The organism is Corticibacter populi (assembly GCF_004217315.1).
In the GTDB taxonomy this organism is placed as follows: Bacteria; Pseudomonadota; Gammaproteobacteria; order Burkholderiales; family Burkholderiaceae_C; genus Lampropedia; species Lampropedia populi.
In genome coordinates this window covers 1,353,091-1,378,052 of sequence record NZ_SGWR01000001.1, presented here as the reverse complement: position 1 = coordinate 1,378,052, position 24,962 = coordinate 1,353,091, and the positions used below count along the sequence as shown (strand labels likewise).

23 protein-coding genes are annotated in these 24,962 nt (G+C 65.3%); 5 read left to right on the top strand and 18 right to left on the bottom strand.

Features of this window, described 5'->3' with window-relative positions:
• Positions 1 to 195: 195 nt before the first annotated feature.
• The 4 genes from EV687_RS06210 to EV687_RS06195 all read right to left on the bottom strand — a co-directional run bounded on the left by EV687_RS06210 (position 196) and on the right by EV687_RS06195 (position 4,418).
• The gene (locus tag EV687_RS06210) at positions 196 to 540 is read right to left on the bottom strand and encodes a DUF488 domain-containing protein (RefSeq protein ID WP_122226987.1); all 345 of its coding nucleotides are present in this window, start codon (positions 538 to 540) and stop codon (positions 196 to 198) included.
• 93 nt (positions 541 to 633) lie between these two features.
• Positions 634 to 1,539 (bottom strand): 3-hydroxyisobutyrate dehydrogenase, encoded by a 906-nt coding sequence (gene mmsB, locus EV687_RS06205; RefSeq protein ID WP_122226985.1) that lies wholly within the window; start codon positions 1,537 to 1,539, stop codon positions 634 to 636.
• A 58-nt stretch (positions 1,540 to 1,597) separates the two neighbouring features.
• Positions 1,598 to 2,758: an acyl-CoA dehydrogenase family protein gene (locus EV687_RS06200; RefSeq protein ID WP_122226983.1), complete on the bottom strand. Its 1,161-nt coding sequence runs from the start codon at positions 2,756 to 2,758 to the stop codon at positions 1,598 to 1,600.
• Positions 2,759 to 2,867: 109 nt separating this feature from the next.
• Entirely contained in the window at positions 2,868 to 4,418 is a 1,551-nt protein-coding gene (locus tag EV687_RS06195) for a CoA-acylating methylmalonate-semialdehyde dehydrogenase (protein WP_122226981.1), read from the bottom strand.
• 384 nt (positions 4,419 to 4,802) lie between these two features.
• Here EV687_RS06195 and glyA point away from each other — a divergent pair, with 384 nt between their 5' ends.
• Positions 4,803 to 6,047, top strand: a complete 1,245-nt coding sequence (gene glyA, locus EV687_RS06190; protein ID WP_122226979.1) for a serine hydroxymethyltransferase — start codon at positions 4,803 to 4,805, stop codon at positions 6,045 to 6,047.
• Between the two features lie 42 nt (positions 6,048 to 6,089).
• A complete protein-coding gene (gene nrdR / locus EV687_RS06185) occupies positions 6,090 to 6,548 on the top strand; it encodes a transcriptional regulator NrdR (protein ID WP_122226977.1) in 459 nt (152 codons plus the stop codon).
• A 122-nt stretch (positions 6,549 to 6,670) separates the two neighbouring features.
• On the opposite strand, the gene rlmD is transcribed toward nrdR, so the two are convergent.
• From rlmD to EV687_RS06140, 9 genes are all read right to left on the bottom strand, one after another.
• A complete protein-coding gene (gene rlmD / locus EV687_RS06180; protein WP_122226975.1) occupies positions 6,671 to 8,212 on the bottom strand; it encodes a 23S rRNA (uracil(1939)-C(5))-methyltransferase RlmD in 1,542 nt (513 codons plus the stop codon).
• A gap of 179 nt (positions 8,213 to 8,391) precedes the next feature.
• Positions 8,392 to 8,712, bottom strand: a complete 321-nt coding sequence (locus EV687_RS06175) for a FixH family protein (protein WP_122226973.1) — start codon at positions 8,710 to 8,712, stop codon at positions 8,392 to 8,394.
• 60 nt (positions 8,713 to 8,772) lie between these two features.
• Positions 8,773 to 10,257: a cytochrome c oxidase accessory protein CcoG gene (gene ccoG, locus EV687_RS06170; protein WP_122226971.1), complete on the bottom strand. Its 1,485-nt coding sequence runs from the start codon at positions 10,255 to 10,257 to the stop codon at positions 8,773 to 8,775.
• A gap of 85 nt (positions 10,258 to 10,342) precedes the next feature.
• The gene (ccoP, locus tag EV687_RS06165; RefSeq protein ID WP_122226969.1) at positions 10,343 to 11,272 is read right to left on the bottom strand and encodes a cytochrome-c oxidase, cbb3-type subunit III; all 930 of its coding nucleotides are present in this window, start codon (positions 11,270 to 11,272) and stop codon (positions 10,343 to 10,345) included.
• Between the two features lie 31 nt (positions 11,273 to 11,303).
• Positions 11,304 to 11,456: a cbb3-type cytochrome oxidase subunit 3 gene (locus EV687_RS06160; protein WP_122226967.1), complete on the bottom strand. Its 153-nt coding sequence runs from the start codon at positions 11,454 to 11,456 to the stop codon at positions 11,304 to 11,306.
• 37 nt (positions 11,457 to 11,493) lie between these two features.
• Positions 11,494 to 12,129 carry a cytochrome-c oxidase, cbb3-type subunit II gene (gene ccoO / locus EV687_RS06155; protein WP_122226965.1) on the bottom strand — a complete coding sequence of 212 codons (636 nt, stop codon included), beginning with the start codon at positions 12,127 to 12,129 and terminating at the stop codon, positions 11,494 to 11,496.
• Between the two features lie 63 nt (positions 12,130 to 12,192).
• Positions 12,193 to 13,626 carry a cytochrome-c oxidase, cbb3-type subunit I gene (ccoN, locus tag EV687_RS06150; protein WP_122226963.1) on the bottom strand — a complete coding sequence of 478 codons (1,434 nt, stop codon included), beginning with the start codon at positions 13,624 to 13,626 and terminating at the stop codon, positions 12,193 to 12,195.
• A 74-nt stretch (positions 13,627 to 13,700) separates the two neighbouring features.
• Complete coding sequence (ccoS, locus tag EV687_RS06145) at positions 13,701 to 13,838, bottom strand: cbb3-type cytochrome oxidase assembly protein CcoS (protein WP_122226961.1); 138 nt, start codon at positions 13,836 to 13,838, stop codon at positions 13,701 to 13,703.
• Positions 13,839 to 13,858: 20 nt separating this feature from the next.
• Positions 13,859 to 16,393, bottom strand: coding sequence for a heavy metal translocating P-type ATPase (locus EV687_RS06140; RefSeq protein WP_122226959.1), 2,535 nt, complete (start codon positions 16,391 to 16,393; stop codon positions 13,859 to 13,861).
• A 367-nt stretch (positions 16,394 to 16,760) separates the two neighbouring features.
• Here EV687_RS06140 and azu point away from each other — a divergent pair, with 367 nt between their 5' ends.
• Positions 16,761 to 17,213 carry an azurin gene (gene azu / locus EV687_RS06135; RefSeq protein ID WP_122226957.1) on the top strand — a complete coding sequence of 151 codons (453 nt, stop codon included), beginning with the start codon at positions 16,761 to 16,763 and terminating at the stop codon, positions 17,211 to 17,213.
• 127 nt (positions 17,214 to 17,340) lie between these two features.
• Here the strand turns inward: azu and EV687_RS06130 are convergent, their stop codons facing one another.
• Positions 17,341 to 18,123 (bottom strand): 3-hydroxybutyrate dehydrogenase, encoded by a 783-nt coding sequence (locus tag EV687_RS06130; RefSeq protein ID WP_122226955.1) that lies wholly within the window; start codon positions 18,121 to 18,123, stop codon positions 17,341 to 17,343.
• Between the two features lie 144 nt (positions 18,124 to 18,267).
• Between EV687_RS06130 and EV687_RS06125 the strand changes: the two genes are divergently transcribed.
• Positions 18,268 to 19,251, top strand: coding sequence for an alpha/beta fold hydrolase (locus EV687_RS06125; RefSeq protein ID WP_242612487.1), 984 nt, complete (start codon positions 18,268 to 18,270; stop codon positions 19,249 to 19,251).
• 192 nt (positions 19,252 to 19,443) lie between these two features.
• On the top strand, positions 19,444 to 21,696 hold the full coding sequence (locus tag EV687_RS06120) for a RelA/SpoT family protein (protein WP_423201065.1): 2,253 nt from the start codon (positions 19,444 to 19,446) through the stop codon (positions 21,694 to 21,696).
• 57 nt (positions 21,697 to 21,753) lie between these two features.
• Here EV687_RS06120 and dut read toward each other — a convergent pair whose 3' ends face one another.
• The 4 genes from dut to EV687_RS06100 all read right to left on the bottom strand — a co-directional run bounded on the left by dut (position 21,754) and on the right by EV687_RS06100 (position 24,949).
• Positions 21,754 to 22,203 carry a dUTP diphosphatase gene (gene dut / locus EV687_RS06115; protein ID WP_122226953.1) on the bottom strand — a complete coding sequence of 150 codons (450 nt, stop codon included), beginning with the start codon at positions 22,201 to 22,203 and terminating at the stop codon, positions 21,754 to 21,756.
• An 82-nt stretch (positions 22,204 to 22,285) separates the two neighbouring features.
• The gene (locus EV687_RS06110; RefSeq protein WP_242612486.1) at positions 22,286 to 23,032 is read right to left on the bottom strand and encodes a hypothetical protein; all 747 of its coding nucleotides are present in this window, start codon (positions 23,030 to 23,032) and stop codon (positions 22,286 to 22,288) included.
• Between the two features lie 13 nt (positions 23,033 to 23,045).
• A complete protein-coding gene (locus EV687_RS06105) occupies positions 23,046 to 24,068 on the bottom strand; it encodes an MlaD family protein (RefSeq protein WP_122226949.1) in 1,023 nt (340 codons plus the stop codon).
• Between the two features lie 92 nt (positions 24,069 to 24,160).
• Positions 24,161 to 24,949 (bottom strand): ABC transporter permease, encoded by a 789-nt coding sequence (locus EV687_RS06100; protein WP_122226947.1) that lies wholly within the window; start codon positions 24,947 to 24,949, stop codon positions 24,161 to 24,163.
• Positions 24,950 to 24,962 lie beyond the last annotated feature (13 nt).

Here is a 24,962-nt window from a genome sequence, read left to right as displayed (position 1 = left end):
GATTCCCGTGTGAAAGTAGGTCATCGTCAGGCTCCTATTGAAAACCCCCCTCAGGTCGTCCCTGTGGGGGGTTTCGCTTTGCTGATATGCCGGATTACGCCCTACCCAAAGGGCTGAGCCAAGCCGGCGCAACTCTTGGGGGCCGAGGTGATTCACTACGGCCCCCGCATGTGGGGCCCGACTGCAAATTCGCTTTCAGGTCCCTTGAAGGACTTTGGCCAGAACGACGGCGTTGTTGTGCTGTTCATCCTTGGCAGCGTATAGCAGTGTGATTAGGCCCTTCCCGCTGAGCGCCTGAAGTTGCTCCAGTGCCGGTAAGCCTTTGAGTTCGGTGCGGTAGCGGCGCTCAAATTCGGGCCATTTGTCCACCTCATGATTGAACCATTTGCGCAGTTCGGTCGAGGGTGCCACTTCCTTGAGCCAGAGGTCGACATGGGCGTTGGCCTTGCTCAGGCCGCGCGGCCAGATCCGATCGACCAGAATGCGCTTGCCGTCGGCGTCCTGCGCGGTTTCATAGACACGTTTGAGTTGGATGGGCATGGTCTGTCCGTCTCATTCATGGAGGTTGTTGACGCTGCCAATATGCCACAGTCCCGATCCGGGCGAGCGGGGGCCTAGTGGCGGAGCTTCCTTTCAAACCTGTCCGGCGTTCTCCTGCAGCAACTGAATGATGCTGGAGAAGTCTTGCGTGCCGTGGCCTGCCAGGCTGTGGGCGGCATAGAGACTGCGCGCGAGTGCTCCCAGCGGCGTGCTGGCCCTGGCTGCGATGGCGCTTTCCAAGGCCAGGCCGAGGTCTTTGAGCATCAGGTCGGTGCCGAAGCCGCCCGTGTAGTCACGTGTGGCAGCGGAGTTTTCCTGTACCCCTGGGACCGGGTTGTAGACCTCCAGAGCCCAGTTGCCGCCCGAGCTGCGGCGCATGATCTCTGAGAGCACCTTGGGATCGAGTCCATTGGCGATGCCCAATGCCAATGCTTCGCTGGTGCCGATCATCAGCGTGCCCAGCAGCATGTTGTTGCAGATCTTGGCGGTCTGGCCAGCGCCGACGTCGCCGGCATGGAAGATGTTCTTGCCCATGGCTTCCAACAGCGGCAGGGCGCGTTCGAGTGTGGCGCTGCTGCCGCCGACCATGAATGTGAGGGTGCCGGCCGCCGCGCCGGCGGTGCCACCGGAGACGGGCGCGTCCAGGAAATGAATGCCTTTGGCTGCCGCTGCGGCGGCTACCCTGCGGGCGGTTGCCGCCGCAATGGTGCTGCTGTCGATGAGCAGCGCGCCGGCATTCAGATGCTCGAGCAGGCCGGCTTGCCGGTCATGGCCGAGCAGCAGGCCCTCGACGTGCTGGCTCGCCGGCAGCATGGTGATGATGGCGGCGGCGCCTTGAGCGGCATTCTGCGCACTGTCCGCGATCCGGATGCCGCGCTCGGCATGGAGTTGCCGGGCGGCTTCGGAGAGATCGAAGCCGACCACCTCGTGGCCGGCACGTTGCAGGTTCAGGGCCATGCCGCTACCCATGTTGCCCAGGCCGATGAATGCGATTTTCATGAGTGTCTCCTTGTCTTGTTGCTATCTTGTGGTCGGGTGCGCAATGCGCGGCGTCACTTCAGCGAGGCAGTGCATCGGCTGCCCCGGCGAGCAGACGGCGGGCGATGATGACGCGCATGATCTCGTTGGTGCCCTCCAGAATCTGGTGTACCCGCGTATCGCGCAGCAGCCGCTCCAGCGGGTACTCGCGGATGTAGCCATAGCCGCCGTGCAACTGCAGCGCTTCGTTGCAGACCTGGAAGCCGGCGTCGGTGGCGAAGCGCTTGGCCATGGCACAGTAGGTACTGACATCGGGATCCTGGCGGTCGAGCTTGCTGGCGGCCAGGCGCACCATCTGGCGCGCAGCGATCAGCTCGGTGGCCATGTCGGCGAGCTTGAACTGCAGGGCCTGGAAGCTGGCGATGGGCTTGCCGAACTGGTGGCGTTCCTGCACATAGGTTTGCGTTTGGGCCAGCGCGCCCTGGGCCGCTCCGACCGAGCAGGTGGCAATGTTGATGCGGCCGCCGTCGAGCCCTTTCATCGCGATCTTGAAGCCTTCGCCTTCCTCTCCGAGCCGGCAGCGGGCGGGAATGCGGACGTTGTCGAAGCTGATGGTGCGCGTCGGCTGGCTGTTCCATCCCATCTTGCGCTCCTTCTTGCCATAGCTGATGCCATGTGTGTCCGCGGGAATGGCGAAGGCCGAAATACCGCCGGCGCCAGCGCCGCCACTGCGCGCCATCAGTACCAAGACATCGGTGCTGCCGGCACCGGAGATGAAGGCTTTGCTGCCATTGATCACGTAGTCGTCGCCATGGCGCTCGGCGCGGGTCTTGAGCGAGGCGGCATCGGAGCCGGCGCCTGGCTCGGTCAGGCAGTACGAGGCGAGCTGGGCGCCACTGGTGAGGGCCGCGCCCCATTCTGCGCGCACCGCTTCGCTGCCCCAGGTGCCCAGCATCCAGGTCGCCATGTTGTGGATGGTGATGAAGGCGGTGGTGGACGGGTCGATGGCGGCCAGTTCCTCGAAAACGAAGGTGGCATCGAGACGGGGCAGTGCGAGCCCGCCGATCGATTCGGGGGCATACAGGCCGCAAAAGCCCAGCTCGCCGGCGCGAGCGATGGCGTCCCGGGGAAAGTGGGCCTCCTCGTCCCACTGCGCGGCGTGGGGGGCCAGTGCCTGTTGCGCGAAGTTGCGGGCAGTGTCGGCGAAGGCGCGCTGTTCTTCTGTGGGCTCGAAATCCATGCGGAGTCTCCGGGTCGATGGGGGGATGTTTGCCTGCCGCCTGCCTGGGCGCTGCCAAGGCGGCAACTGGCCTTCGCGAATGGGGGGCCCAAGCTGTCGGCGGTGGCGCCTACTTGAGGCTGATGGTGGTGTTCACGCCGCCGGTGGCGGCTGCGTCGTCGAACCAGCGGGCCGTGACAGTCTTGGTCTGTGTATAAAACTGCACGACCTGCTTGCCATAGGGCCCGAGATCGCCGAGTTTCGATGCACGAGAGCCAGTGAAGGAAAAAAGCGGCACGGGCACCGGAATCGGCACGTTGATGCCGACTTGGCCCACCTCGATTTCTTCCTGGAACTTGTGCGCGGCTGCGCCCGATTGGGTGAAGATGGCCGTGCCGTTGCCGTTCGGATTGGCGTTGATGAAGGCGATGGCTTCGTCCAGATTGGCGGCGGCCACCAGGCACAGGACCGGACCGAAGATTTCCTGGTCGTAGATGGCCATGCCGGGCTTGACGCCGGAGAAGATGGTCGGGCCGACGAAATTGCCTTTCTCGTAACCGCTGACTGCCGGGTTGCGGCCATCGAGCTCCAATGTGGCGCCATCGGCGATGCCGCGCTCGATCAGCGTCTCGACGCGCGAACGTGCGGCGCAGGAAATCAACGGGCCCAGGTCGGTGCCGGGCTCGTGGCCGGCACTGATCCTGAGGGACTCGGCCTTGTCCACCAACTCGGGCACCCATTGCTGGGCCTGACCGACCAGAATCACCGTGGTCAGCGCCATGCAGCGTTGGCCAGCGGCGCCAAAGGCCGCACCGGCAATCGCGTTGAGGGTTTGCTCGCGGCTGGCGTCGGGCAGCACGATGGCGTGGTTCTTGGCACCCATCATGCATTGCACGCGTTTGCCAGCCAGCGAGGCGCGGTTGTATACGTGCGTGCCCACGCGGGTGGAGCCGACGAAGGAGATGGCCTTGATGTCGGGGTGGTCGCAAATGGCGTTGACCACCGCCTCGCCACCGTGCACGACATTGAGTACGCCCGGCGGCACGCCGGCTTCGAGTGCGAGCGCGCACAGGCGCATGGTGACCATCGGGTCCTGCTCGGAGGGCTTGAGAACGAAGGTGTTGCCGGTGGCGATGGCCATCGGGAACATCCACAGCGGGATCATCGCCGGAAAGTTGAACGGGGTGATGCCAGCGCACACACCCAGCGGCTGCAGCAGGGTGTAGGTGTCGACGCCATTGGCGACGTTGTTTGCCAGCTCACCCAGCTGCAGGTTGCCGATGGCGGCGGCGTGCTCGACCACCTCCAGACCACGGAATACGTCGCCCTCGGCGTCCGGTAGCGTCTTGCCCTGTTCGGCCGAGAGCGTGGCGGCAAGCTCCGCCATGTTTTCGCGGATCAGCTGCTGGTATTTCAGAAAGATGCGGGCTCGCGTGCCGATCGGCGTCCTGCGCCAAGCTCGGAAGGCGGTCTGCGCACTGGCCACGGCGGCATCGACTTCCTGTGCAGTGGCAAAGGGCACGCGCGCCAGTACCTGCTGGGTGGCGGGGTTGATTACCTCGCGCCACTCGGCGGTTTTCGATTCGATGAACTGCCCGTTGATCAAGAGCGGGACGGTGGGGGGCTGGGCCGCGTGGTCGGTTCGGCCGGACGGACCGGCTTGGTCGGTGATGGCGTTCATGGTGCTTGTCTCCTGGTTATGGTGTTGCCGGCATCCATATTACTGTGCAAATTTGCCATATCAATAGCGATGTCCGCAATAGATGTTTGCATTTATGCATATTGATCGCGTCAGCATTGGCCGATCACAGTGTTGGCGCGGCAGTTGCCCATGTGGTCAGTGCATCTCCGCTAAACTACGCGGGTACGCAACTGGCGATAGGTTTCCGGCGTCATATGGCTTTGCCCCCGAGGGGGCCGGGCGCCGCGAACACTGATGTGGAGCATTGCATGCGCGACCACCGGGGAACGTACGTACCCAGACTACCCACTCGATGGGAACCGTTGGCAGCCGCTCGCCTGGGCAGCCCATTGCTGAAATCAATCGTTAAGGATTGCCAAAACCATGTACCAACGCGATATCCTGGTCGAGCAGGTCGACCCTGAATTGTTTGCCGCCATCCAGTCCGAGAACAAGCGGCAGGAAGAACACATCGAGCTGATCGCCAGTGAAAACTATGCTTCTCCGGCTGTGATGTGGGCGCAGGGCACACAGCTGACCAACAAGTATGCCGAAGGGTATCCGGGCCGCCGCTACTACGGTGGCTGCGAGTTCGTCGACATTGCCGAGGAACTGGCGCTCAACCGTGTCAAGCAGCTCTTCGGCGCCGAAGCCGCCAACGTGCAGCCGCATTGCGGTGCTTCGGCCAACCAGGCCGTATTCCTGGCCTTTCTCAAGCCCGGCGACACCGTCATGGGCTTGAGCCTGGCCGAAGGCGGCCACCTGACGCATGGCATGTCGCTGAACATGAGCGGCAAATGGTTCAACATCGTCCCCTATGGCCTCAATGCCGACGAGGAGATCGATTATGACCAGATGGAACGTCTGGCCCATGAGCACAAGCCCAAGCTGATCATCGCCGGGGCGTCCGCCTACAGCCTGCACATCGACTTCGAACGCTTCGCCAAGGTGGCCAAGGATGTCGGCGCGATCTTCATGGTCGACATGGCGCACTATGCCGGCCTGATTGCCGCAGGCCTCTACCCCAATCCGGTGCCGCATGCCGACGTGGTCACCTCCACCACGCACAAGAGCCTGCGCGGCCCGCGCGGTGGCATCATCCTTTGCAAGCAGGAGCATGAGAAGGCCATCAACAGCGCCGTGTTCCCGGGTCTGCAGGGCGGTCCGCTGATGCACGTCATCGCCGCCAAGGCGGTCGCCTTCAAGGAGGCGCTCGATCCATCATTCAAGGTCTACCAGCAGCAGGTGCTCACCAACGCCAACATCCTGGCCACCGTGCTGGTGCAGCGGGGCCTGCGCATCGTCAGCGGTCGTACGCAAAGCCACCTGGCGCTGGTGGATCTGCGCTCGAAGAACATCACCGGCAAGGAGGCCGAGCGCGTGCTGGGCGAGGCCCACATGACCGTCAACAAGAACGCGATCCCGAACGATCCGGAAAAGCCGATGGTCACCAGCGGCATCCGCGTGGGCACGCCCGCCATGACGACCCGTGGCTTCAAGGATGAGGAAGCTTTCCTCACCGCCAATCTGATTGCCGATGTGCTGGACAATCCGAACGACGCCAAGCACATTGCCCAGGTCCGCGAGAAGGTGCATGCGCTCACCTTCCGCCTGCCGGTCTACGGTTGATGCCTTGAGCGCCATGCCCACCTCCACGACCTGTCTTGCGCGATGAAATGTCCTTTTTGCGGCCATGACGAATCCCAGGTGGTGGAGACGCGCCTCTCGGAGGACAACACCAGCATTCGCAGGCGCCGCCAGTGCAGTGCCTGCGACAAGCGCTTCACGACCTTCGAACGCGCCGAGGTAACGATGCCGGCGGTGGTCAAGCGCGATGGCCGCCGGGTCGACTACCAGCGCCACAAGCTGCGCGAGTCGGTCAACCTGGCTTTGCGCAAGCGTCCGGTCAAGACGCAGGACGTCGATGACGCCATCGCGCGCATCGAGGTGCGCCTGCTCAGTCAGGGCAGCCGCGAGGTGCCCTCCCACCAGATCGGTGAATTCGTCATGCGCGAGCTGCAGAATCTCGACAAGGTGGCGTTCATCCGCTATGCCAGCGTATACCGCAGTGTGGATGACATCGAGGCCTTCAAGCTGCTCATCGACCAAGCGCACGCCGAGGGCAAGTGAGCCGCCGCGGTGCGGTCCGCATGACAGACAACGATGGTCAGCCTGTCAATGAAAAGCCCGCCATGCTGGTCAAGCGTGGCGGGCTTTGCCCTTGGTGGCGGGGCCGGTGAAGGGGGCGGTTTTCAGGCGGACTGGATCCGGTCGAGCACGGCAATGCTCTCGACGTGCGCCGTGTGCGGGAACATGTTGACGATACCGGCTGCGCTGCAGCGATAGCCGCCCTGGTGCACCAGCAGGCCGGCATCGCGCGCCAGCGTGGCCGGGTTGCAGCTGACGTAGACGATGCGTTCGGGCGGCTGCCAGCCAGCGCGGCGGGCGGCCTCGGCGGCTTCGTTCGTGCTGCCTTCGGCACCAAGCTGGCTTTGGTGGATCTCGGCCAGCGCTTTTGCCAGCGCAAAGGCGCCTTCCCGGGGCGGGTCGACCAGCCATTTCTGTGCGGCGCCATCGGCGATCAACACCTGCGGCGTCATCTCGAACAGGTTGCGTGCCACGAAGCTGGCCGGCGCCAAGGGGGCAAGGCCGTGCCGCGCCGCCTGGTTGGCCTGCCAGTTGTCGGCAGCGCGGCGCACCAGCGTCTCGCTGCCTTCGATACCCAGCACTTCGCCAGCCTGCGTGGCCAGCGGGAGGCTGAAATTGCCGAGGCCGCAGAACCAGTCGATCACGCGCTCGTCACGCTGCACCTCCAGCAATTGCAGCGCCCGTTGCACCAGCACACGGTTGATGTGCGGATTGACCTGCGTGAAATCGGTGGGGCGAAACGGCATGCGGATGCCGAACTCGGGCTGGGCATAGGCCAGCTGCTGGTCTGCGGTTGCCTCATCGAGCAGGCGCACCGTGTCCGGCCCTTTGGGCTGCAGCCACCATTGCACGCCGGGGTGGGCGCTGGCGAAGTCGCGCAGGCGTTGCAGGTCGGCGGCGTCGAGCGGTTGCAGGTGGCGCAGCACGAGTGCGGTGACGCGGTCGCCGCAGGCCAGCTCGATCTGCGGGCAGGTCTCACGTGCGTCGAGGCTGGCGATCAGTGCGCGCAGTGGCATCAGCATGGCGCTGACATGCGGCGGCAGGATCGGGCAGACCTCCATGTCGGCGATGTAGCGGCTCTTGCGCTCGTGAAAACCGACCAGCACCTTGCCCTTCTTGACGACGTGGCGCACTGACAGGCGCGCGCGCCAGCGGTAGCCCCAGTCCGGGCCCTGGATGGGCCGCAGCATGCGTTCGGGTCGCACCTTGCCCAGGTGCCAGAAGTTGTCTTCGAGCACGCGCTGTTTGACGGCGAGCTGAGCCATCGGGTGCAGGTGCTGCATCTTGCAGCCGCCGCAGGCGCCGGCGTGCAGGCCGAAATGCGGGCAATGCGGCACCACACGCTGCGAGCTGGTGTGGAGGATGGCCTGCAGGCTGGCCTGCTCCCAGTTGTTCTTGCGGCGGTTGACGCTGGCGGTGACGACTTCGCCGGGCAGGGCACCTTCGATGAAGACCACTTTGCCATCGGCGCGGTGCGCGACGCCCTGCGCGTCCATGTCCAGTGCGGTGACTTCGAGCGCCTCCGCAGGCCAGCGCGAAGGCCCGGACTCGGGCGAGGGGGAGAGTGCCGACGCGGCGGCGGGCAAGCCGGCCGCAACCGCTGGCACGGCATCGTGCTCGGGAAGGGAGAGAGGAGAGACTGTCATGCGCGTCGTGGGAGGTGCCTGGCCGGGACATGGCCGGCCAGGTCGTGCCAAAGGTGCGCTATTGTAGAGAGATGCGTCGGCCAGTGGTGCAGGTCCATGGCGTGAAGACGCGCTTGCCGCGCCCGTGGGGTCCTGCGCAGGGGCTGCAAGCCCGCAGGGAGGGGGGGCGCCTGGCCGAATCACTCGCCCGGTTGCTTGAGCAGGTCGGGTGGCGGCTGGTCGGTCACCGGAGTGGCCGCGTGGTTGCGGGCCTGGTGCGCTGGCGCCAGGCTCTTGGTCGGCTGCTGCAGATTGCGATGGCGGGCCACTTCGCTCTGGTAGGTGCTGGCGTCGACCAGGTAGTCCGGGTTGTTGATCGCGGTGCGGATGATGTAGAAGCTGGCGACCATGGAAAGCACCGGGATGGCGATCACCATCCAGACATAGCCGAACTTCCACCATGGCCCGCTGGAGGCCTCGCGTGGGCGGGCCAGCGAAACGGATGGGCTGTTGCTGTTCATTGGGAAAACTCCTGGTGATGAAGGGATGTCTTTCGAGCGGGAATGGTCAGCGGCCCGGCGTCAGCGCGGCACGATGAACACCGACGATTCTTCCAGATGCTTGCCGCTCTCGAGGTTCTGGATGTCGAAGACGATCTTGTGCGAGCCGGCACCCAGGGCCATCGCGGCCTCGTAGGGGGCCTGCAGCTGGAGCACGATCCAGCGTGCCTGCGCGGCATCGACGGTGATCGCGGTGGCGGGGATGACCTGCAGCCCGTCGATGCCTCTGGCGCTGATCCGGTACGTGTGCCCGACTTCCTGGGCGTTCATGATCTGCAGCCGGTAGACGTTCTCCAACTGGTCATCGACGATACGCGCGAGCGTGGCGCGATCGCGTACCACGTCCACCTTGAAGGGCGTGCGCAGCGTCATGGTCGCCAGCATGCCGATGATCAGTGCCAGCAGGATGGCCGAATAAACCAGCACGCGCGGGCGGAACATGCGGCGCACCGCCTGGCCCGGCGGCCAGTTGCCGGCCAGCGCGTTCTGCGTCGTCAGGCTGATGAGGCCGCGCGGGTAGTGCATGCGGTCCATGATGCTGTTGCAGGCATCGATGCAGAGGCCGCAGCCGATGCACTCGTACTGCAGGCCGTTGCGGATGTCGATGCCGGTCGGGCAGACTTGCACGCACAGCTGACAGTCGATGCAGTCGCCCTGGCCGCTGCTGGCCTTGTCGACATTCTTGACCCGCTTGCCGCGGGGCTCGCCGCGCGCCGTGTTGTAGCTGACGATCATGGTGTCCGGGTCGAACATGGCACTCTGGAAGCGTGCGTAAGGGCACATATACTTGCAGACCTGCTCGCGCAGAAAGCCGGCGTTGCCATAGGTGGCAAAACCATAGAACAACATCCAGAACAGGCCCCAGCTGCCCCAGTGGCCCTGCAGGAAGTCGGCGCCAAGTTCGCGGATCGGCGTGAAGTAGCCCACGAAGGTGAATCCCGTCCACAGGCTCAGCGCGATCCAGATGAAATGCTTGAGGAACTTGCGGCCGAACTTGTGCAGGCTCATGCCCTGGGCGTCGAGTTTCATGCGCGCCCCGCGCTCGCCCTCGACCCGGCGCTCGATCCACAGGAAGATTTCGGAATACACCGTCTGGGGGCAGCTGAAGCCGCACCAGAGACGGCCGGCGACGGCGGTGAACAGAAACAGCGAGAGCGCGGAGATGACCAGCAGGCCGGTCAGGTAGATGAAGTCCTGCGGGTACAGCACCAGCCCGAAGATGTAGAAACGCCTTGCGCCCAGGTCGAACAGCAGCATCTGGCGGTCGCCCCATTGCAGCCAGGGCATGCCGTAGAAGAACAGCTGCGTGGCCAGGACCATGAGCCAGCGCCAGCGGTTGAAGATGCCCTGCACCATGCGGGGATACACCTTCTGGTGCTTCTCGTACATGGAGATGAGCTTGTCGCCATCGCCCGCTGGAGCAGAGGCGATGGGAATGACTTTGCGTGGCGTGCCGGCATCGGTGGATGCGGGCTGGCTGTTGTCTTTGGTATCGGGCGTGGGCATGTTTGACAAAGCAAAAAGGCCTGCACCCCGTCGGGGTGCAGGCTTCGTGCTCAGCTCATCGGCGGGAAAGGGGATCGCTCATGGTTCACTGGCCGGAGGCCTGGCTGACTTGGCTCTGGTTGTTGGAGAGCCCCCATACATAGGCGGTCAGCACGTTGATCTGCGCTTCCGTGAGGAAGTCCTTCTGCGGCGGCATGATGTTGGTCTTGCCATGCGTGATCATGTCGATGATGGCATTGGCACCATAGCCGTGCAGCCAGATCTTGTCGGTCAGGTTGGGGGCGCCCAGCAACTGGTTGCCCTTGCCGTCGGCGCCGTGGCAGGCAGCGCAGATCAAGAACTTGTCCTTGCCAAGGGCGGCCTGCACCGAGTCGTGCGGGCTGCCCGAGAGGCTCAGCACGTACTGGGCCAGGTTGCGCACATCCTCGCCGCTTCCGACGGCCTCGGCGACCGGCGCCATGATGCCCATGCGGCCATCGGTGATGGTGGCGTGGATGTTCTCGGGCTCGCCGCCCCACAGCCAGTCGTTGTCGGTCAGGTTCGGAAAGCCCTTGCTGCCGCGGGCATCGGAGCCGTGACACTGGGCGCAGGTGTTCACGAAGAGGCGCTCGCCGATGGCTTGGGCCTGCGGGTCGGCCGCCAGGGCCGTCACGCTCATACCGTCAAAGCGCGCGTAGATCGGCGCGATGCTGGCGTTGAGCCGGTCGACCTCGGCGTCGTACTTCTTCACCGAGGTCCAGCCGAGCTTGCCGCCGAAGCTGCCCAGGCCCGGATAGGCCAGCAGGTAGCCGGCACCGAAGACGCAGGTGATGATGAAGAGGCCCATCCACCAGCGCGGCAGCGGGTTGTTCATCTCGTAGAGATCCTCGTCCCAGACGTGGCCGGTGGTGTTGTCGCTGCGGGCGGCGACTTTCTTGCGCGCCGTGATCCACAGCAACAGCAGGCAGCCGGCGATGCCCACGATGGTGATGGAGGCGATGAACCAGGACCAGAAATTACTCGTAAAGTCACTCATGGGTTTACCTTGAAATAGTTATGGCGTGCTGCTAGGGCTGGCTGTCTTCTTCGAATGGAAGGTGTGCCGCTTCATCGAAACGTCCCTCGTTCTTGCGCGAGTAGGTCCAGATGACGATGCCGATGAAGACGGCGAAGCTCAGCAGGGTGGCGATGACGCGAAGGTCGGTGATCAGATTGCTCATGTTTGGCACCTGTCCAGTTCAAAGTGGCTTCGCTCTCTCAGCGCAGCGCCAGTCCCAGTTGTTGCAGATAGGCGATGACGGCATCTATTTCGGTCTTGCCATCGAGCTCCTGCTCGGCAGATGCGATCTGTTCATCGGTGTAGGGCACGCCCACGCGGCGCAAGGCGCGCATGCTGGCCTGGGTCTTGGCCGCGCTCAGCGGAGCCTCGGCCAGCCAGGGGTAGGCGGGCATGTTCGATTCGGGCACCACGTCGCGCGGGTTGTTCAGGTGGATGCGGTGCCATTCGTCGCTATAGCGGCCGCCGACGCGGTGCAGGTCCGGGCCGGTGCGCTTACTGCCCCACTGGAACGGATGGTCATAGACGAATTCACCCGCCACCGAGTAGTGGCCGTAGCGCAGCGTCTCGGCGCGGAACGGGCGGATCATCTGCGAGTGGCAGTTGTAGCAGCCTTCGCGGCGATAGACGTCCTGGCCGGCCACCTGCAGCGGGCTGAGCGGGGCGATGCCCTCGATCGGCTCGGTGGTGGACTTCTGGAAGAACAGCGGCACGATCTCGACCAGGCCGCCGATCGAGATGACCAGCACGATCAGCACGATCATCAGGAAGTTGCTGGTCTCGACCTTCTCGTGGCTGAAACCCTTGCTCTTTTCGTGGGAGTGGTTGTCACTCATGTTTTTCATCCTTGTTGAGGGGGCGGGGAGCGGGCGGCTCCCCTGCGTCACGAAGCGACCGGATCAGGCCTGCACCAGTTGCGGAATGGGGGCCTTGACGGAGCGGCCGGCAGCCACGGTCTTCCAGACGTTCCAGGCCATCACCAGCATGCCGCCGAGGTACAGCAGACCACCGAGCAGACGGATCACATAGAACGGGAAGGTGGCCTTGACGCTTTCGACGAAGGTGTAGGTCAGGGTACCGTCGTCATTGATGGCGCGCCACATCATGCCCTGCATGACACCGGCGATCCACATGGCGGCGATGTACAGCACGATGCCGATGGTGGCAATCCAGAAGTGCAGTTCGATGGCGCGGGTCGAGTACATCTTCTCGCGGCCATAGAGGCGCGGGATCAGGTAGTAGAGCGAACCCATCGAGATCAGGCCGACCCAGCCGAGTGCACCGGCGTGCACGTGGCCGACCGTCCAGTCGGTGTAGTGCGAGAGGGCATTGACGGTCTTGATCGACATCATCGGGCCTTCGAAGGTGGCCATGCCGTAGAACGACAGCGAGACGATCAGGAAGCGCAGGATGGGGTCGTCACGCAGCTTGTGCCACGCGCCCGAGAGGGTCATGATGCCGTTGATCATGCCGCCCCAGCTGGGCGCCAGCAGGATCAGCGAGAACACCATGCCCACCGATTGCGCCCAGTCGGGCAGCGCGGTGTAGTGCAGGTGGTGGGGGCCGGCCCACATGTAGGTGAAGATCAGCGCCCAGAAGTGCACGATCGAGAGCCGGTAGGAATAGATCGGGCGGCCGGCCTGCTTGGGCACGTAGTAGTACATCATGCCCAGGAAGCCTGCGGTCAGGAAGAAGCCCACCGCGTTATGGCCGTACCACCACTGCACCATGGCGTCCTGCACGCCGGCATAGGCCGAGTAGCTGCGCAGCAGGCTCGCCGGCACGGCGGCGCTGTTGACCAGATGCAGCAGGGCCACCGCCAGGATGAAGGCGCCGAAGAACCAGTTGGCCACGTAGATGTGCTTGACCTTGCGGATGCCGATCGTGCCGAAGAACACGATCGCATACGAGACCCACACCAGTGTGATCAGGATGTCGATCGGCCATTCCAGCTCGGCGTATTCCTTGCCGCTGGTGAAGCCCAGCGGCAGGCTGATGGCGGCCAGAACGATGACGGCCTGCCAGCCCCAGAACACGAACCAGGCCAGCTTGGGCGCGAACAGCGGCACCTGGCAGGTGCGCTGCACCACGTGCAGGCTGGTGGCCATCAACGCGCAGCCGCCGAACGCGAAGATCACCGCGTTGGTGTGCAGCGGCCGCAGCCGCCCGTAGGACAGCCAGGGAATACCCAGGTTCAGTTCAGGCCAGGTCAGCTGGGCGGCGATGATGACGCCCACCAGCATGCCGACGACCCCCCATACCACTGCCATCAATGAGAACAGCCGCACCGGGCCGTCGATGTAGTGGTTCACTCTTGGATTGCTTGTTTCCATCGCGATCACATCCTTGTAGAAGAATTTTTGTAAGCAAGTATGAAATGGCGGCGTTGCGGGCCGCTTGACGCAGGTCAATCGTTGTTGAGAATGCGCTCGCCCTCCTGTTCGACGTTCTCGAACTGGCCGTGGTAGATCGCCCACCACAGACCCGCCAGAATGGCCAGGACCAGGATGACGGAGAGCGGGATGAGCAGATAGAGAATGTCCATGGCGTCTCTCTCGGGGTCTTTCAGGAACGGGTGGCCGGCGCCGGGGCGCCGGTCAATGGAATGGGCGGTGGCGCGGCCGGGGTGGCACCGGCGGGCTGGCCTGCCAGCGGTTGGTAGCGTGTCAGCCGTGCGGCATTGGCGATGACGATCAGCGAGCTGGCGGCCATGCCCAGGCCGGCCAGCCAGGCCGGCATCCAGCCGACCAGTGCCATCGGGATGAAGAGCAGGTTGTAGCCGAACGCCCAGGCCAGGTTCTCGCGCATCACGCGCACCGTGCGGCGCGCCACCAGCAGCGTGCTGGCAATGGGCAGCAACGCCGTGCTGTTGACGATGAAGTCGGCCTGCGCACGCGCCAGTGGCACGGCCTGGCCGACGGCAAAGGACACATTGGCCTTGGCCAGCACCGGGCCGTCGTTGAGGCCGTCACCCACCATCACGATGCGCTCGCCCTGGGCCTGCCAGCGCTGCAACTGGTCGAGCTTGTCCTGCGGACTGCAGCCGCCCATGGCGATGTCGATGCCCAACCGCTGCGCCATCTGCGCGGCTGCCTGTGGCTGATCACCCGAGAGCAGCGCCGTCTTCAGGCCGAGCTGGCGCATGATGGACACTGTGGCAGCCGCATCGGCGCGGATGGTTTCGCTCAGGTGAAAGCTGGCGAGCCAGCCGGATGTGTCGGCGAGCATGACGCGTGCCAGCGCCGCCTCATCACTGGCGGCCATGTCTGCTGTCGCGGCACTGGCTGGTACGCGCGCCGCCTGCGCTGCGGAGGCGGAACCCAGGCCCTTGCAGAACGCGGCCGAGCCCAGCCGGTAGGTGATGCCATCAATATGGGCCTCGATGCCCTGGCCGGGAATCTCGCGCAGCCCCTCGAGGAGCATGGAAGCATGGGGCTGCGTCTCCTGCGCCAGCTCCGGATGCTGGCGGCGCGTCTCCTCGACCAGCGCTCGCGAGACCGGATGCAGCGACTGGCTCGCCAGGCGCAGCGCCAGGCCAAGGGCCTCGACCGCGCTGCTGCCGGCGCGCACCTGCACCTGCCCAAGCAACAGCCGATCCTCGGTGAGCGTGCCGGTCTTGTCGAAGACGGCCAGCGTGGCATTGGGAGCGAACTCCAGCGCCTGCAGATTGGCCACCAGCACGCCGCGGCGCGACAGCGCCCCGGCCGCCGCCAGCAACGCCGAGGGGGTGGCCAGTGCCAGCGCGCAGGGGCAGGTGACCACCAGCACCGCCACCCCCACCATCACGGCGCGGGCCGGATCCTGCGGCCACCACCACAGCATGGCCAGACCCGCCAGCACGATCACGGCCAGGAGGAAGGGGCCGGCGATGCGGTCGGCCAGCTGCGCGAAGTAGGGTTTCTGCATCGCCGCCGTCTCCATCAGATCGACGATCTGCGCATAGCGCGTGGTGTTGCCCAGCCGGTCCAGGCGCACCAATACGCTGGCCGAGCGGTTGAAGCTGCCGGCGATCACGGTGTCGCCGGGCTGGCGCTGCACCGGCCGGGACTCGCCCGTCAGCAATGCCTCGTCCACCCAGGTCGCGCCGTCGACGATGGTGCCGTCGCCCGGGAAGCCTTCGCCGGGCTTGATGCGCACCACGTCGCGCACGCGCAACTGGCGCAGCGCCACCAGGGTGCTGCCGGCGGCCAGGTCATCCGGGTCGGAGAGACGCTCGACCTGCTCGGGCATGCGGTTGGCCAATGCATCGAGCTCGCCCGCCACGCGGTGGCGCAGCCGCAGCTGCAGCATGCGGCCGCTGAGCAGAAAGAACACGAACATTGTCAGCGAGTCGAAGTAGACATCGTGGCCGAAGATGCCGGCCGGCTCGAAGGTGCCGGCCGAGCTGACCAGGAACGTCAATGCAATGGCCAGCGCGATGGGCAGGTCCATGCCGATGCGGCGCTGGCACAGGTCGTGCCAGGCCTGCCTGAAGAAGGGGCCGCAGGAGAAGATCAGCACCGGCAGCGTCAGCACCCACGAGGCCCAGCGCAGCAATTGCACCAGGTCGCTGGCGATGCCGTCCGCGTTGACCGTGTAGGCCGGCCATGCGTACATCATCACCTGCATCATGCAAAAGCCCGCGACAAGCCAGCGCCACAGCATCAGCCGGTTGGCCGCGCGGCGCTGCTCGAAGGCCTGCCCGTCATTGCCCGGGGTGGCGCCATAGCCTGCCGCCTCAATGGCCTTGATGAGCGCCGAAGGACGGATGCGGTCTGCCTGCCAGACCACCCGTGTGCGCTGCTGCACGCCGTTGACCTGCACCGAGGCGACTCCGGGCACGCGCATCAGCGCATCCTCGATGGTCAGCGCGCAGGCCGGGCAATACATGCCCTGCAGGGTGAATTGCGAGGCCCAGAACACCGGGCCCTGCTCGGCCTGCATTGCCTCGTCCTTCTCGCGCAGCGTGAGCGCCTTGCCCTCCGGGTCGCAGCGCTGACTGAAAGACGGCCATTCGCCCGGGTCGTCGATCAGTTCGGTGGCCGACGATCCTGGCGTGCCATGCGGCGGCGGTGTGGTGCCGGGAACCGGGGGGAGCGGAGGGAGGCTTTGCGCGCACATGGCGGGGCGTGTTGGGGTGGGGCAGATCGTGCGGTGCTGCCACTGACACGGCGGGAAATAGCCCTGCGGTGGCAGCTCGCCGGGCGCGGCGCAACAGGCGCTGGGCGGTCCGTCGGGGGCCTGGGCCTTGCTGGCGGAACACGCACTGGAATGGCTGGAATTGTGGCACTGCGGACGCGCCGCATGGCGCCTATGTCCGGCAAGTTTGACTTAGGTCAAGCTTCGATCGGAAGCAGAAATATTGCCTGTTTTTGAGGCAGCGCAAACACCTTGGCTGTCATCGGCGGTTATGCTTGACGCGTTCATTCATGGACAGCCTGGCAAGGGCCGGGACTGTCTCGACACCGTTGCAAACCTGGAGAATCAAATGAAATTTGCACCCTTTGCTCTGACCGCCTGTCTGACCGCGCTGGCCGCCCCGGCCATGGCCGCCGATTGCAGCGTGACCATCGAGGGCAATGACGCCATGCAGTACAACACCAAGGAAATCGTGGTTGACCAGAGCTGCAAGGAATTCACCGTGACGCTCAAGCACGTGGGCAAGCAGCCCAAGAACGTGATGGGCCATAACTGGGTGCTGACCAAGACGGCCGACGTGCAGCCGGTGGCCAACGACAGCATCAAGGCTGGCGCTGCCAAGGGCTATCTGCCCGAAGGCGATGCCCGCATCATTGCCCACACCAACATGATTGGCGGCGGCGAGACCGATTCGGTGACCTTCGACGTCAGCAAGCTCACCGCTGGCGAGGGCTACACCTACTTCTGCTCTTTCCCTGGCCACTCCGCGCTGATGAAGGGCGTGCTGAAGTTCGGCTCCTGAGTTCTTAACAGCGATTGCCAGCGTCCGCGCAGAGGTGGCGGCGCTGGCAAGCCCCCATGACAAAGCCCGCCATCTGGCGGGCTTTGTCATGGGGGCGAACCCCGCTTTATCGCATCATGCTGATGGCTTATTGTGCGACCCAGCCACCGTCCATGTTCCAGGCCACACCGCGGATGTTGTCGCCGGCGGGCGAGCAGAAGAAGGCGGCCAACTGGCCCAACTCCTCGGGGGTGGTAAAGCGCAGCGAAGGCTCCTTGGCGCCCAGCAGTTGCTTTTGTGCCTCCTGCACCGTGATGCCCTGCTTTTGCGCCAGTGCGTCAATCTGCTTTTGCACCAGTGGTGTCAGCACCCAGCCCGGGCAGATGGCGTTGACGGTGACGCCGGTGGTGGCGGTCTCCAGTGCTGCGACTTTGGTGAAACCCACCACGCCATGCTTGGCAGCCACATAGGCGGCCTTCTCGACCGAGCCCACCAGGCCATGCACCGAGGCGATGTTGATGATGCGGCCCCAGTTCTGCTGGCGCATCGACGGCAGCACCAGCCGGCTGGTGTGGAAGACGCTGCTGAGGTTGATGGCGATGATGGCATCCCAGCGCTCCGGCGGGAACGACTCGATGGGTGAGGTGTGCTGAATGCCGGCGTTGTTGACCAGGATGTCGATCCGGCCGAAGGTCTGGTTGCCAAAGGCAATCAACTCCTCGATCTGCTCGGTCTTGCTGAGGTCGGCGCCATGGAAGGCGGTGCGGATGCCATGCGCGGCGCCGGCCTGCTCGATCTCCTTGCGTGGCGTCTCCGAGTCGCCAAAACCGTTTACCAGCACATTGGCCCCCTGGGCCGCCAGCACCTTGGCGATGCCCAGTCCGATGCCGCTGGTCGAGCCGGTGACCAGGGCAGTTTTACCTTTCAACATAATTTTCAATCTCCAGATCAATTAGGATGACTGATATCGATCTGCAGGGCCGCGCCACGGCGTTGCCGTCATTGCGGTTTGCATGTCGATACTGCCGGGGGACGATGTGAACCCGAGCCACCATTATGAACCGGGGCCATGCGCATGACCGAACAAGCTCAACCGATTCTGCGTTTCGTCGCTTGCCAGGGCGCCAGTGCAGCGGGCCCGAATGGCGCCGCGCACGCGCAAATGCATCGCATGGCCTATTGGGACTGGCCGGCCGCCGAAAGCGGTGATGACGGGCATCTGATTCTCTGCGTGCATGGCCTCAGCCGCAATGGGCGCGACTTCGACGTGCTGGCGCGCCAGCTCAGCCTGCATGCGCGTGTCATATGCCCGGATGTGGTGGGGCGTGGCCGCAGCGACTGGTTGGCCGACCCGCAGTCCTACCAGGTGCCCTTTTATGTAGCCGACATGCTGACGCTGCTGCAGACGGTGCTGGCAGAGTCGGCCGCCGCAGGACGGCCCGTGACGCAACTCGACTGGGTGGGCACCAGCATGGGCGGGCTGATCGGCATGGCGGTGGCGGCCCTGCCACCGCCGCCCGGGCGGGTGGTGCTGCGGCGTCTGGTACTCAATGACGTGGGCCCGGTGATTACCTGGGCCTCGATACAGCGCATCGGTACTTACCTTGGTCAGCAGCCGGAGTTCGACTCGGAGCAGCAGGCGGCCGACTACCTGCGCCGCGTTGCCGCGAGTTTCGGCCCGCACAGCGATGCCGAGTGGCTGGCGCTCTCGAGGCCCATGCTACGCCCGCTCGACAACGGCCGCCTGGGCCTGCACTACGACCCGGCCATTGCCGTGGCGTTTGCCGACATGACGGAGGCGGCAGCCGCCGCCAACGAGCACCTGCTGTGGCAGTTGTATGATGGCATCCAGGCACAGACATTGCTCTTGAGAGGAGCGGAGTCGGATTTGCTCACCCGCGAGGCGGCACAGCGGATGACGCTGCGCGGACCCAGGGCGAGGCTGGTGGAGTTCGCGCGGGTGGGCCATGCGCCGACGCTGGTGCATGCCGACCAGACGGCGGTGGTGCTGCCATTCCTGATTGACGCGCAGCCGCCCGGGTTTGACGATGTTGACTGACAGCGTGCATCCGGGCGTGTGCGTATCATTGCCGCACACCGCACCTGCTGCACCGGAGTGCCCGGGAGGGCGGCACCGTTCCGTGAGCGCCGCACTCGGACATCCCTATCCGCAACACGCAACCGCACCTGCATCACCGCACCAGCGCCAGCTTCGCATTCTGGGCATCGCCCTTTCCTTCGTGGCCATCGTATGAACGCACCGCTTGTCAAATCTGCCGAAACCATGCACGCCAGGGCGGATGGCAAGCAGGATGCTGCGCCGCCCTTCGTACTCAGCGCGGCCAGCACCATGCTGCCGCAGCAGCAGGACATGCTGGCGCGCGCGCGCGCCTTTGCCGAGCCGCTGCTGGCCGGCGAGTTGCTGCGCAATGGCGAGAATGTGCTTGACCACGCCAATGCCGTGGCCGAGATCCTGGCATCCATCGGCGGCTCCGAGGCCATGCAGGCAGCGACCTACCTGATTTATGCCTCGTTCCACCTGAACAATCCCTACGAGGCCATTGCCAAGCGTTTTGGCGATACCTATGCCTCGCTGGCGGTGGAAACCTCCAAGCTCATGCAGGTGCAGGGCCAGGCCCGCAGTGGCTCTGGCGCCAGCAAACAGGGCGAGGCCAAGGCCGAGCACACCGAGACGGTGCGCAAGATGCTGCTGGCCTTTTCGCGCGACCTGCGCGTGGTGCTGATCCGCCTGGCCTCGCGGCTGCAGACGTTGCGCTACCACGCCGCCTCCAAGGTGCCGGTCGATCGACCGCTGGCCGAGGAAAGCCTTTACGTCTTCGCGCCGCTGGCCAATCGCCTGGGTATCTGGCAGCTCAAGTGGGAGATCGAGGATCTGGCGTTCCGTTTTCTCGAGCCCGATACCTACCGTGAAGTGGCGCGGCTGCTTGACGAGAAGCGCCGCGAGCGCGAGCAGTACATGCGCGAGCTGTGCGCGAGCGTGCAGCTGCAACTGCAGGAGCGGGGCATCCATGCCACCGTGCAGGGGCGGCCCAAGCACATCTACAGCATCGTCAAGAAGATGCGCGGCAAGTCGCTGGCCTTTGACCAGCTGTTCGACATCCGTGCCATGCGCATCATCGTGCAGGGCGTCGAGGAGTGCTATGCGGCGCTGAGCTGGGTGCACGAGCACTTCCAGCCGGTGCCAGAGGAGTTCGACGACTACATCGCCAAGCCCAAGCCCAACGGCTACCAGTCGCTGCACACGGTGGTGCGCGACGAGGCCGGACGGGCCGTGGAGATCCAGATCCGCACCCAGGCCATGCACGACCATGCCGAAACCGGAGTGGCCGCGCACTGGGCCTACAAGGAGGCCGGCGTCAAGGGCTATGCCGGCGTGAGTGCCAATGGCGACTACGACACCAAGATCGCCGTGCTGCGCCAGCTGCTGGCCTGGGAGCGTGAATTCGCCGACTCGGTGCAGGTCAGCCAGCTCGGCCTGTTCGATGACCGCATCTACGTGCTCACGCCCAATGCCTCCATCGTCGAGCTGCCCAAGGGCGCCACGGCAGTGGACTTCGCCTACACGGTGCATACCAGCCTGGGGCACCGTTGCCGCGGCGCCAAGGTCGATGGTCAGATGGTGGCCCTCAACACGCCGCTGCAGAATGGCCAGACCGTCGAGATCATCGCCGCCAAGGAGGGGGGACCCTCGCGCGACTGGCTCAACAAGGATCTGGGCTTTCTGTGCAGCCAGCGCGCGCGCAGCAAGGTGCGTGCCTGGTTCAACGCGCAGGCGCTGCAGGAGACCATTGCCAAGGGGCGCGAGATCGTCGAGAAGGTGCTGCAGCGCGAGGGCAAGACGGCCATGAAGCTCGAGGACATTGCCGAGCAGCTCGGCTTCAAGTCCGCCGAGGCCTTCTTCGAGGTGGTCGGCAAGGACGAGTTCTCGATGCGCGCGCTGGAGGTACTGCTCAACCCCGCGCCCGCGGAAGAGGTGGCCGGCGACGATGGCGTTGTGGTGCGCAAGCCGCGCAGCGGCGGTTCGGGCAAGGTGCTGGTCGTCGGCATGGATTCGCTGATGACCCATCTGGCCAAGTGCTGCATGCCGGCACCGCCCGACGAGATCGGCGGCTTCATCACGCGCGGCAAGGGCGTGGGCATCCACCGGCACGATTGCCCGAATTTCCTGAAGATGCTCGAGCATTCGCCCGAACGCGTCATCGACGTACAGTGGGACGATGCGGCGGCGGCCGACAGCGGCCACCGCAAGGCGGTCTACCCGGTGGACATCCAGGTCGAGGCGGCCGACCGGCAGGGCCTGCTGCGCGACATCTCCGACGTCTTCACCCGCGAGCGCACCAATGTCATCGGCGTGCAGACGCGCAGCCACAAGAACACCGCCAGCATGACCTTCACGGTCGAGGTGCAGAGCGCCACGCGTCTGCACAACGTGCTCGATGCGGTGCGCACCGTCGCCGGCGTGCGGCAGGCGCGGCGCAAGTAGCACGGCGGCGGTGATGCCGTGGCACGCCGCCTGTCGTGCCTGCCGCCGGCTCCAATCTTACTGCTTGCCGGTGGAGCCGTAGCCGCCGCTGCCACGCTCCGAGCTGGGGAACGCCTTGACGATGTTGAACTGCGCCTGCACCACCGGCACGATCACCAGCTGGGCAATGCGGTCGAGCGGCTCGATGCGGATCGGCTGCGCGCTGCGGTTCCAGGCGCTGACCATCAGCTGCCCCTGGTAGTCGCTGTCGATCAGGCCGACCAGATTGCCCAGCACCAGCCCCTGCTTGTGGCCCAGGCCCGAACGCGGCAGGATCAGCGCGGCATAGCCGGGATCCTTCAGGTACATGGCGATGCCGGTGGGCACCAGCTCGGCAGGCTGGCCCGGCTGCAGCACCAGCGGCTCTTGCAGGCAGGCGCGCAAGTCCAGCCCCGCGCTGCCGGCGGTGGCGTAGCTGGGCAGTTGGGTCTGCAGGCGGGAGTCGAGGATTTGGATGTCGATGTGCATGGTGGTCGGGAAAACTTTGGGTGGCCATGCCGGGCATGGCTAAGGTGGGGCAATGGCAGGGAAATGATGAAACCGGGGATTGTCAGGGCAATTCGCCCTGGCCCTCGATGATGGCGATGCGCAGCCGGGTCGATTCCTGCAGTGCGCTCAGCTGATGCTCTTGGGCATAGCTTTGCTGGCGCAACAGCCAGGCCAGCAGCGGCCGGCGCCAGCCCTGCTGCGACGCGGTATCAACGGCCGTTTGCAGCAGTTCAGGGCTCAGCGCGCCGCTGCGCCGGTACAGCAGTGCGGCGGCGAGCAGGCGAGAGAGCGGCTCGTTGATGCTGGCAACGGTCGCCAGGCTGGCTGCATCGAGCTGATGCAGACCGGCTGCTGCGCGCTGGGAGGCGGGCAGCAGGGCCTGCTCGGCAGCGGAGAGCCTGGTGCCATCCAGATAGGCGGCGTAGGCCCGCTCCGGTGCTTCCGCTGCACCGCGCAGCGGCTCGAAGGCCGTGCATGGCTGCCAGTCGAGGCTGGCGGCCTGCAGGGCGCACTGGCGCAACTCCAGTCGCGCCAGCTCCTGCGGCGAAGCGGTGCGTGCGAGCTGCTGGCGAGCCAGCGCCAACTCCAGGGCGTGGACTGGGCCACGCCCGTCGAAGTAGGCCGCTTGCGCGTGTTGGAGGGCCGTGCCGGCCTGGCTTTGCCAATCCGGTGTCGGGGCCCGGCTGGCGCAGCCGGTCAATAGCAGTGCTCCCAGTGCCGCAAGCATCCATGCCAGCCACCATGTTGCGCGCCGTGGCAGATGCCCCGTAGCGGCGGCATTGACGGGGGGAAGGAAGGATGCGGGCATGGTCTGCTGGCCTTCAGGGCAGTTCGATGCGGTGGTTCTGGCGCAGCGGCCAGAGGTCCTGCAAGTGCGCCATCATGCTGTCGATGCGGCGCAGATTGCGTTCGATCTCGGCGCGCAGTTCGTCCAGGTCCTCGCTGGCGTTGCTGACATTGCCGCTGATCGTTTTGGCGTCGCCGAGAATGGCGTCGAGCTGGCGCAGGCTGGTGCGGGTCTCGGCCAACAGGGCGTCAAGCTGCCGGGTTGCAGCGTGGGCATCGCGCATCAGTCCGGACTGGCCGAAGACCTGTTCATCGGCGCGGCCAGCGATGCGGTTGAGTCGCTGCAACAAGGTATTGGCCTGCTGCAGTGCCGATTGCAGCTGCTGCGCCTCGGTGCCGTTGCCCAGCAGCATCTGCAGGGCGCCCCCTTCGGCGCCGCTGCCGCCCAAAGCCGCGCTGAGCTGGTTGAGGTGCGCTAGGCTGCTGGCAAGATCCGAATCGCTGGCCGTGAGGCCGGCGAGGTTGCTCAGCAGCGTGCGTGCCGAGGCCATCAGCTGCGGAATCTCGGCCGAGGCATCGCCATAGAGCACCGGCCGCTCGGCCATGTCCGGCAGCGGCGGGTCGTCCCAGACACCGGTGTAGGCCTTGAGGCTGGTGCTGCCGAGCACATTGCGCACCATCGTGAAGATGCTCGATTCACGCAGCCGGTGCGCGTTCTTCTCCGGCACGTCGATGATGATGCGCACGCCGCCGGTGTCGGTCAGCTCGATCTGCCGCACGGAACCGATCGGAAAGCCCGAGAATGTCAGGTCCATGCCGATGGCAATCCCTTCCGAATCCTCGGCGGTCAGGATCAGCGTCTGCTTTTCCTCGAAGACGCCGCGTGCATACAGCAGGTAGCCGAAGGCACCCAGGGTCAGCAGCAGCGTCACCAGCATCAGCAGCATGGATTTGATGTGCAGATGCCGCACCGGCGCGATCAGCGGCAGCCCCAGCGAGGATCTGGTGTCAGGGCGCGGCGCGGGGGCGGGCTCCGGGGAAGGGCGGTTGTCAGTCATCGCGCATGGTCGCTGGGCTGGCTGGCACGGGCCGGCATGACCGGCAGCGTCTGGACAGGAGGGCAGGTCCTCGGAGCGCCATCGTGCCCCGATCAGTAGTAATTGGCGACCAAGGATACCACCTCGACCAGCGCCAGAATGGCCAGCAGGCGCGCCAGCGTGGCCAGTTCGGAGTCGCTGCGCAGACCGTAGCGCGCATCGTAGAACGCGGTGGTCAGCGGGATCAGTGCCACGACGAAACCGAAGGCGATGGCCTTGGCCGCAAAGATGGCGCCATACAGCGGCGTCATGGTGCGGCCGAATGCGTGCGTGAAGACCGGCAGGCCGGCGGTGGTATAGCCATAGATGCCCAGGTAGATGGTCAGCAGCACGATGGCGCTGCCGCACACTGCGAACATGACGGCCGCATAGATGCCCATCAGCAGGCGTGGCAGGAATTCCACGCGCAGCGCATCGGCGCCAGCCGCCGCCAGTTGCTCGAAGTGCCGCTTGTGGCGCAGCGTGGCCAGCTCGGCACCCAGCGGGATGGTCAGCTTGATGGCCACCACCAGCGCGGCCGCGATGGGCACGAGCTCCACCAGGATGGTGCGGATCAGCAGCGCGGCAGTGGTGTGCAGCAGGCCGTAGCTGAAGAGCGTTTGCGCCACGATCTGCGTGATCACCGTGCTGGTCAGGCCGCCGATGGCGACGAACAGCAGCAGCGGCCAGTGCAGGCGTTCGTAGACGCGTCGCATCACCAGGCGCCAGACTGCGGGTCGGTGGCTGCTGGGATAGGCCAGCAGCACCAGCATGGCGCAGCCGAGGTAGAGGTTGTTCCACCACAGCAGCCACCACTCGTGCAGGTGCCTGGCGAAGTCTTGAGACGGGCTGGCGATGCGCATGGCTGGTGGGCAA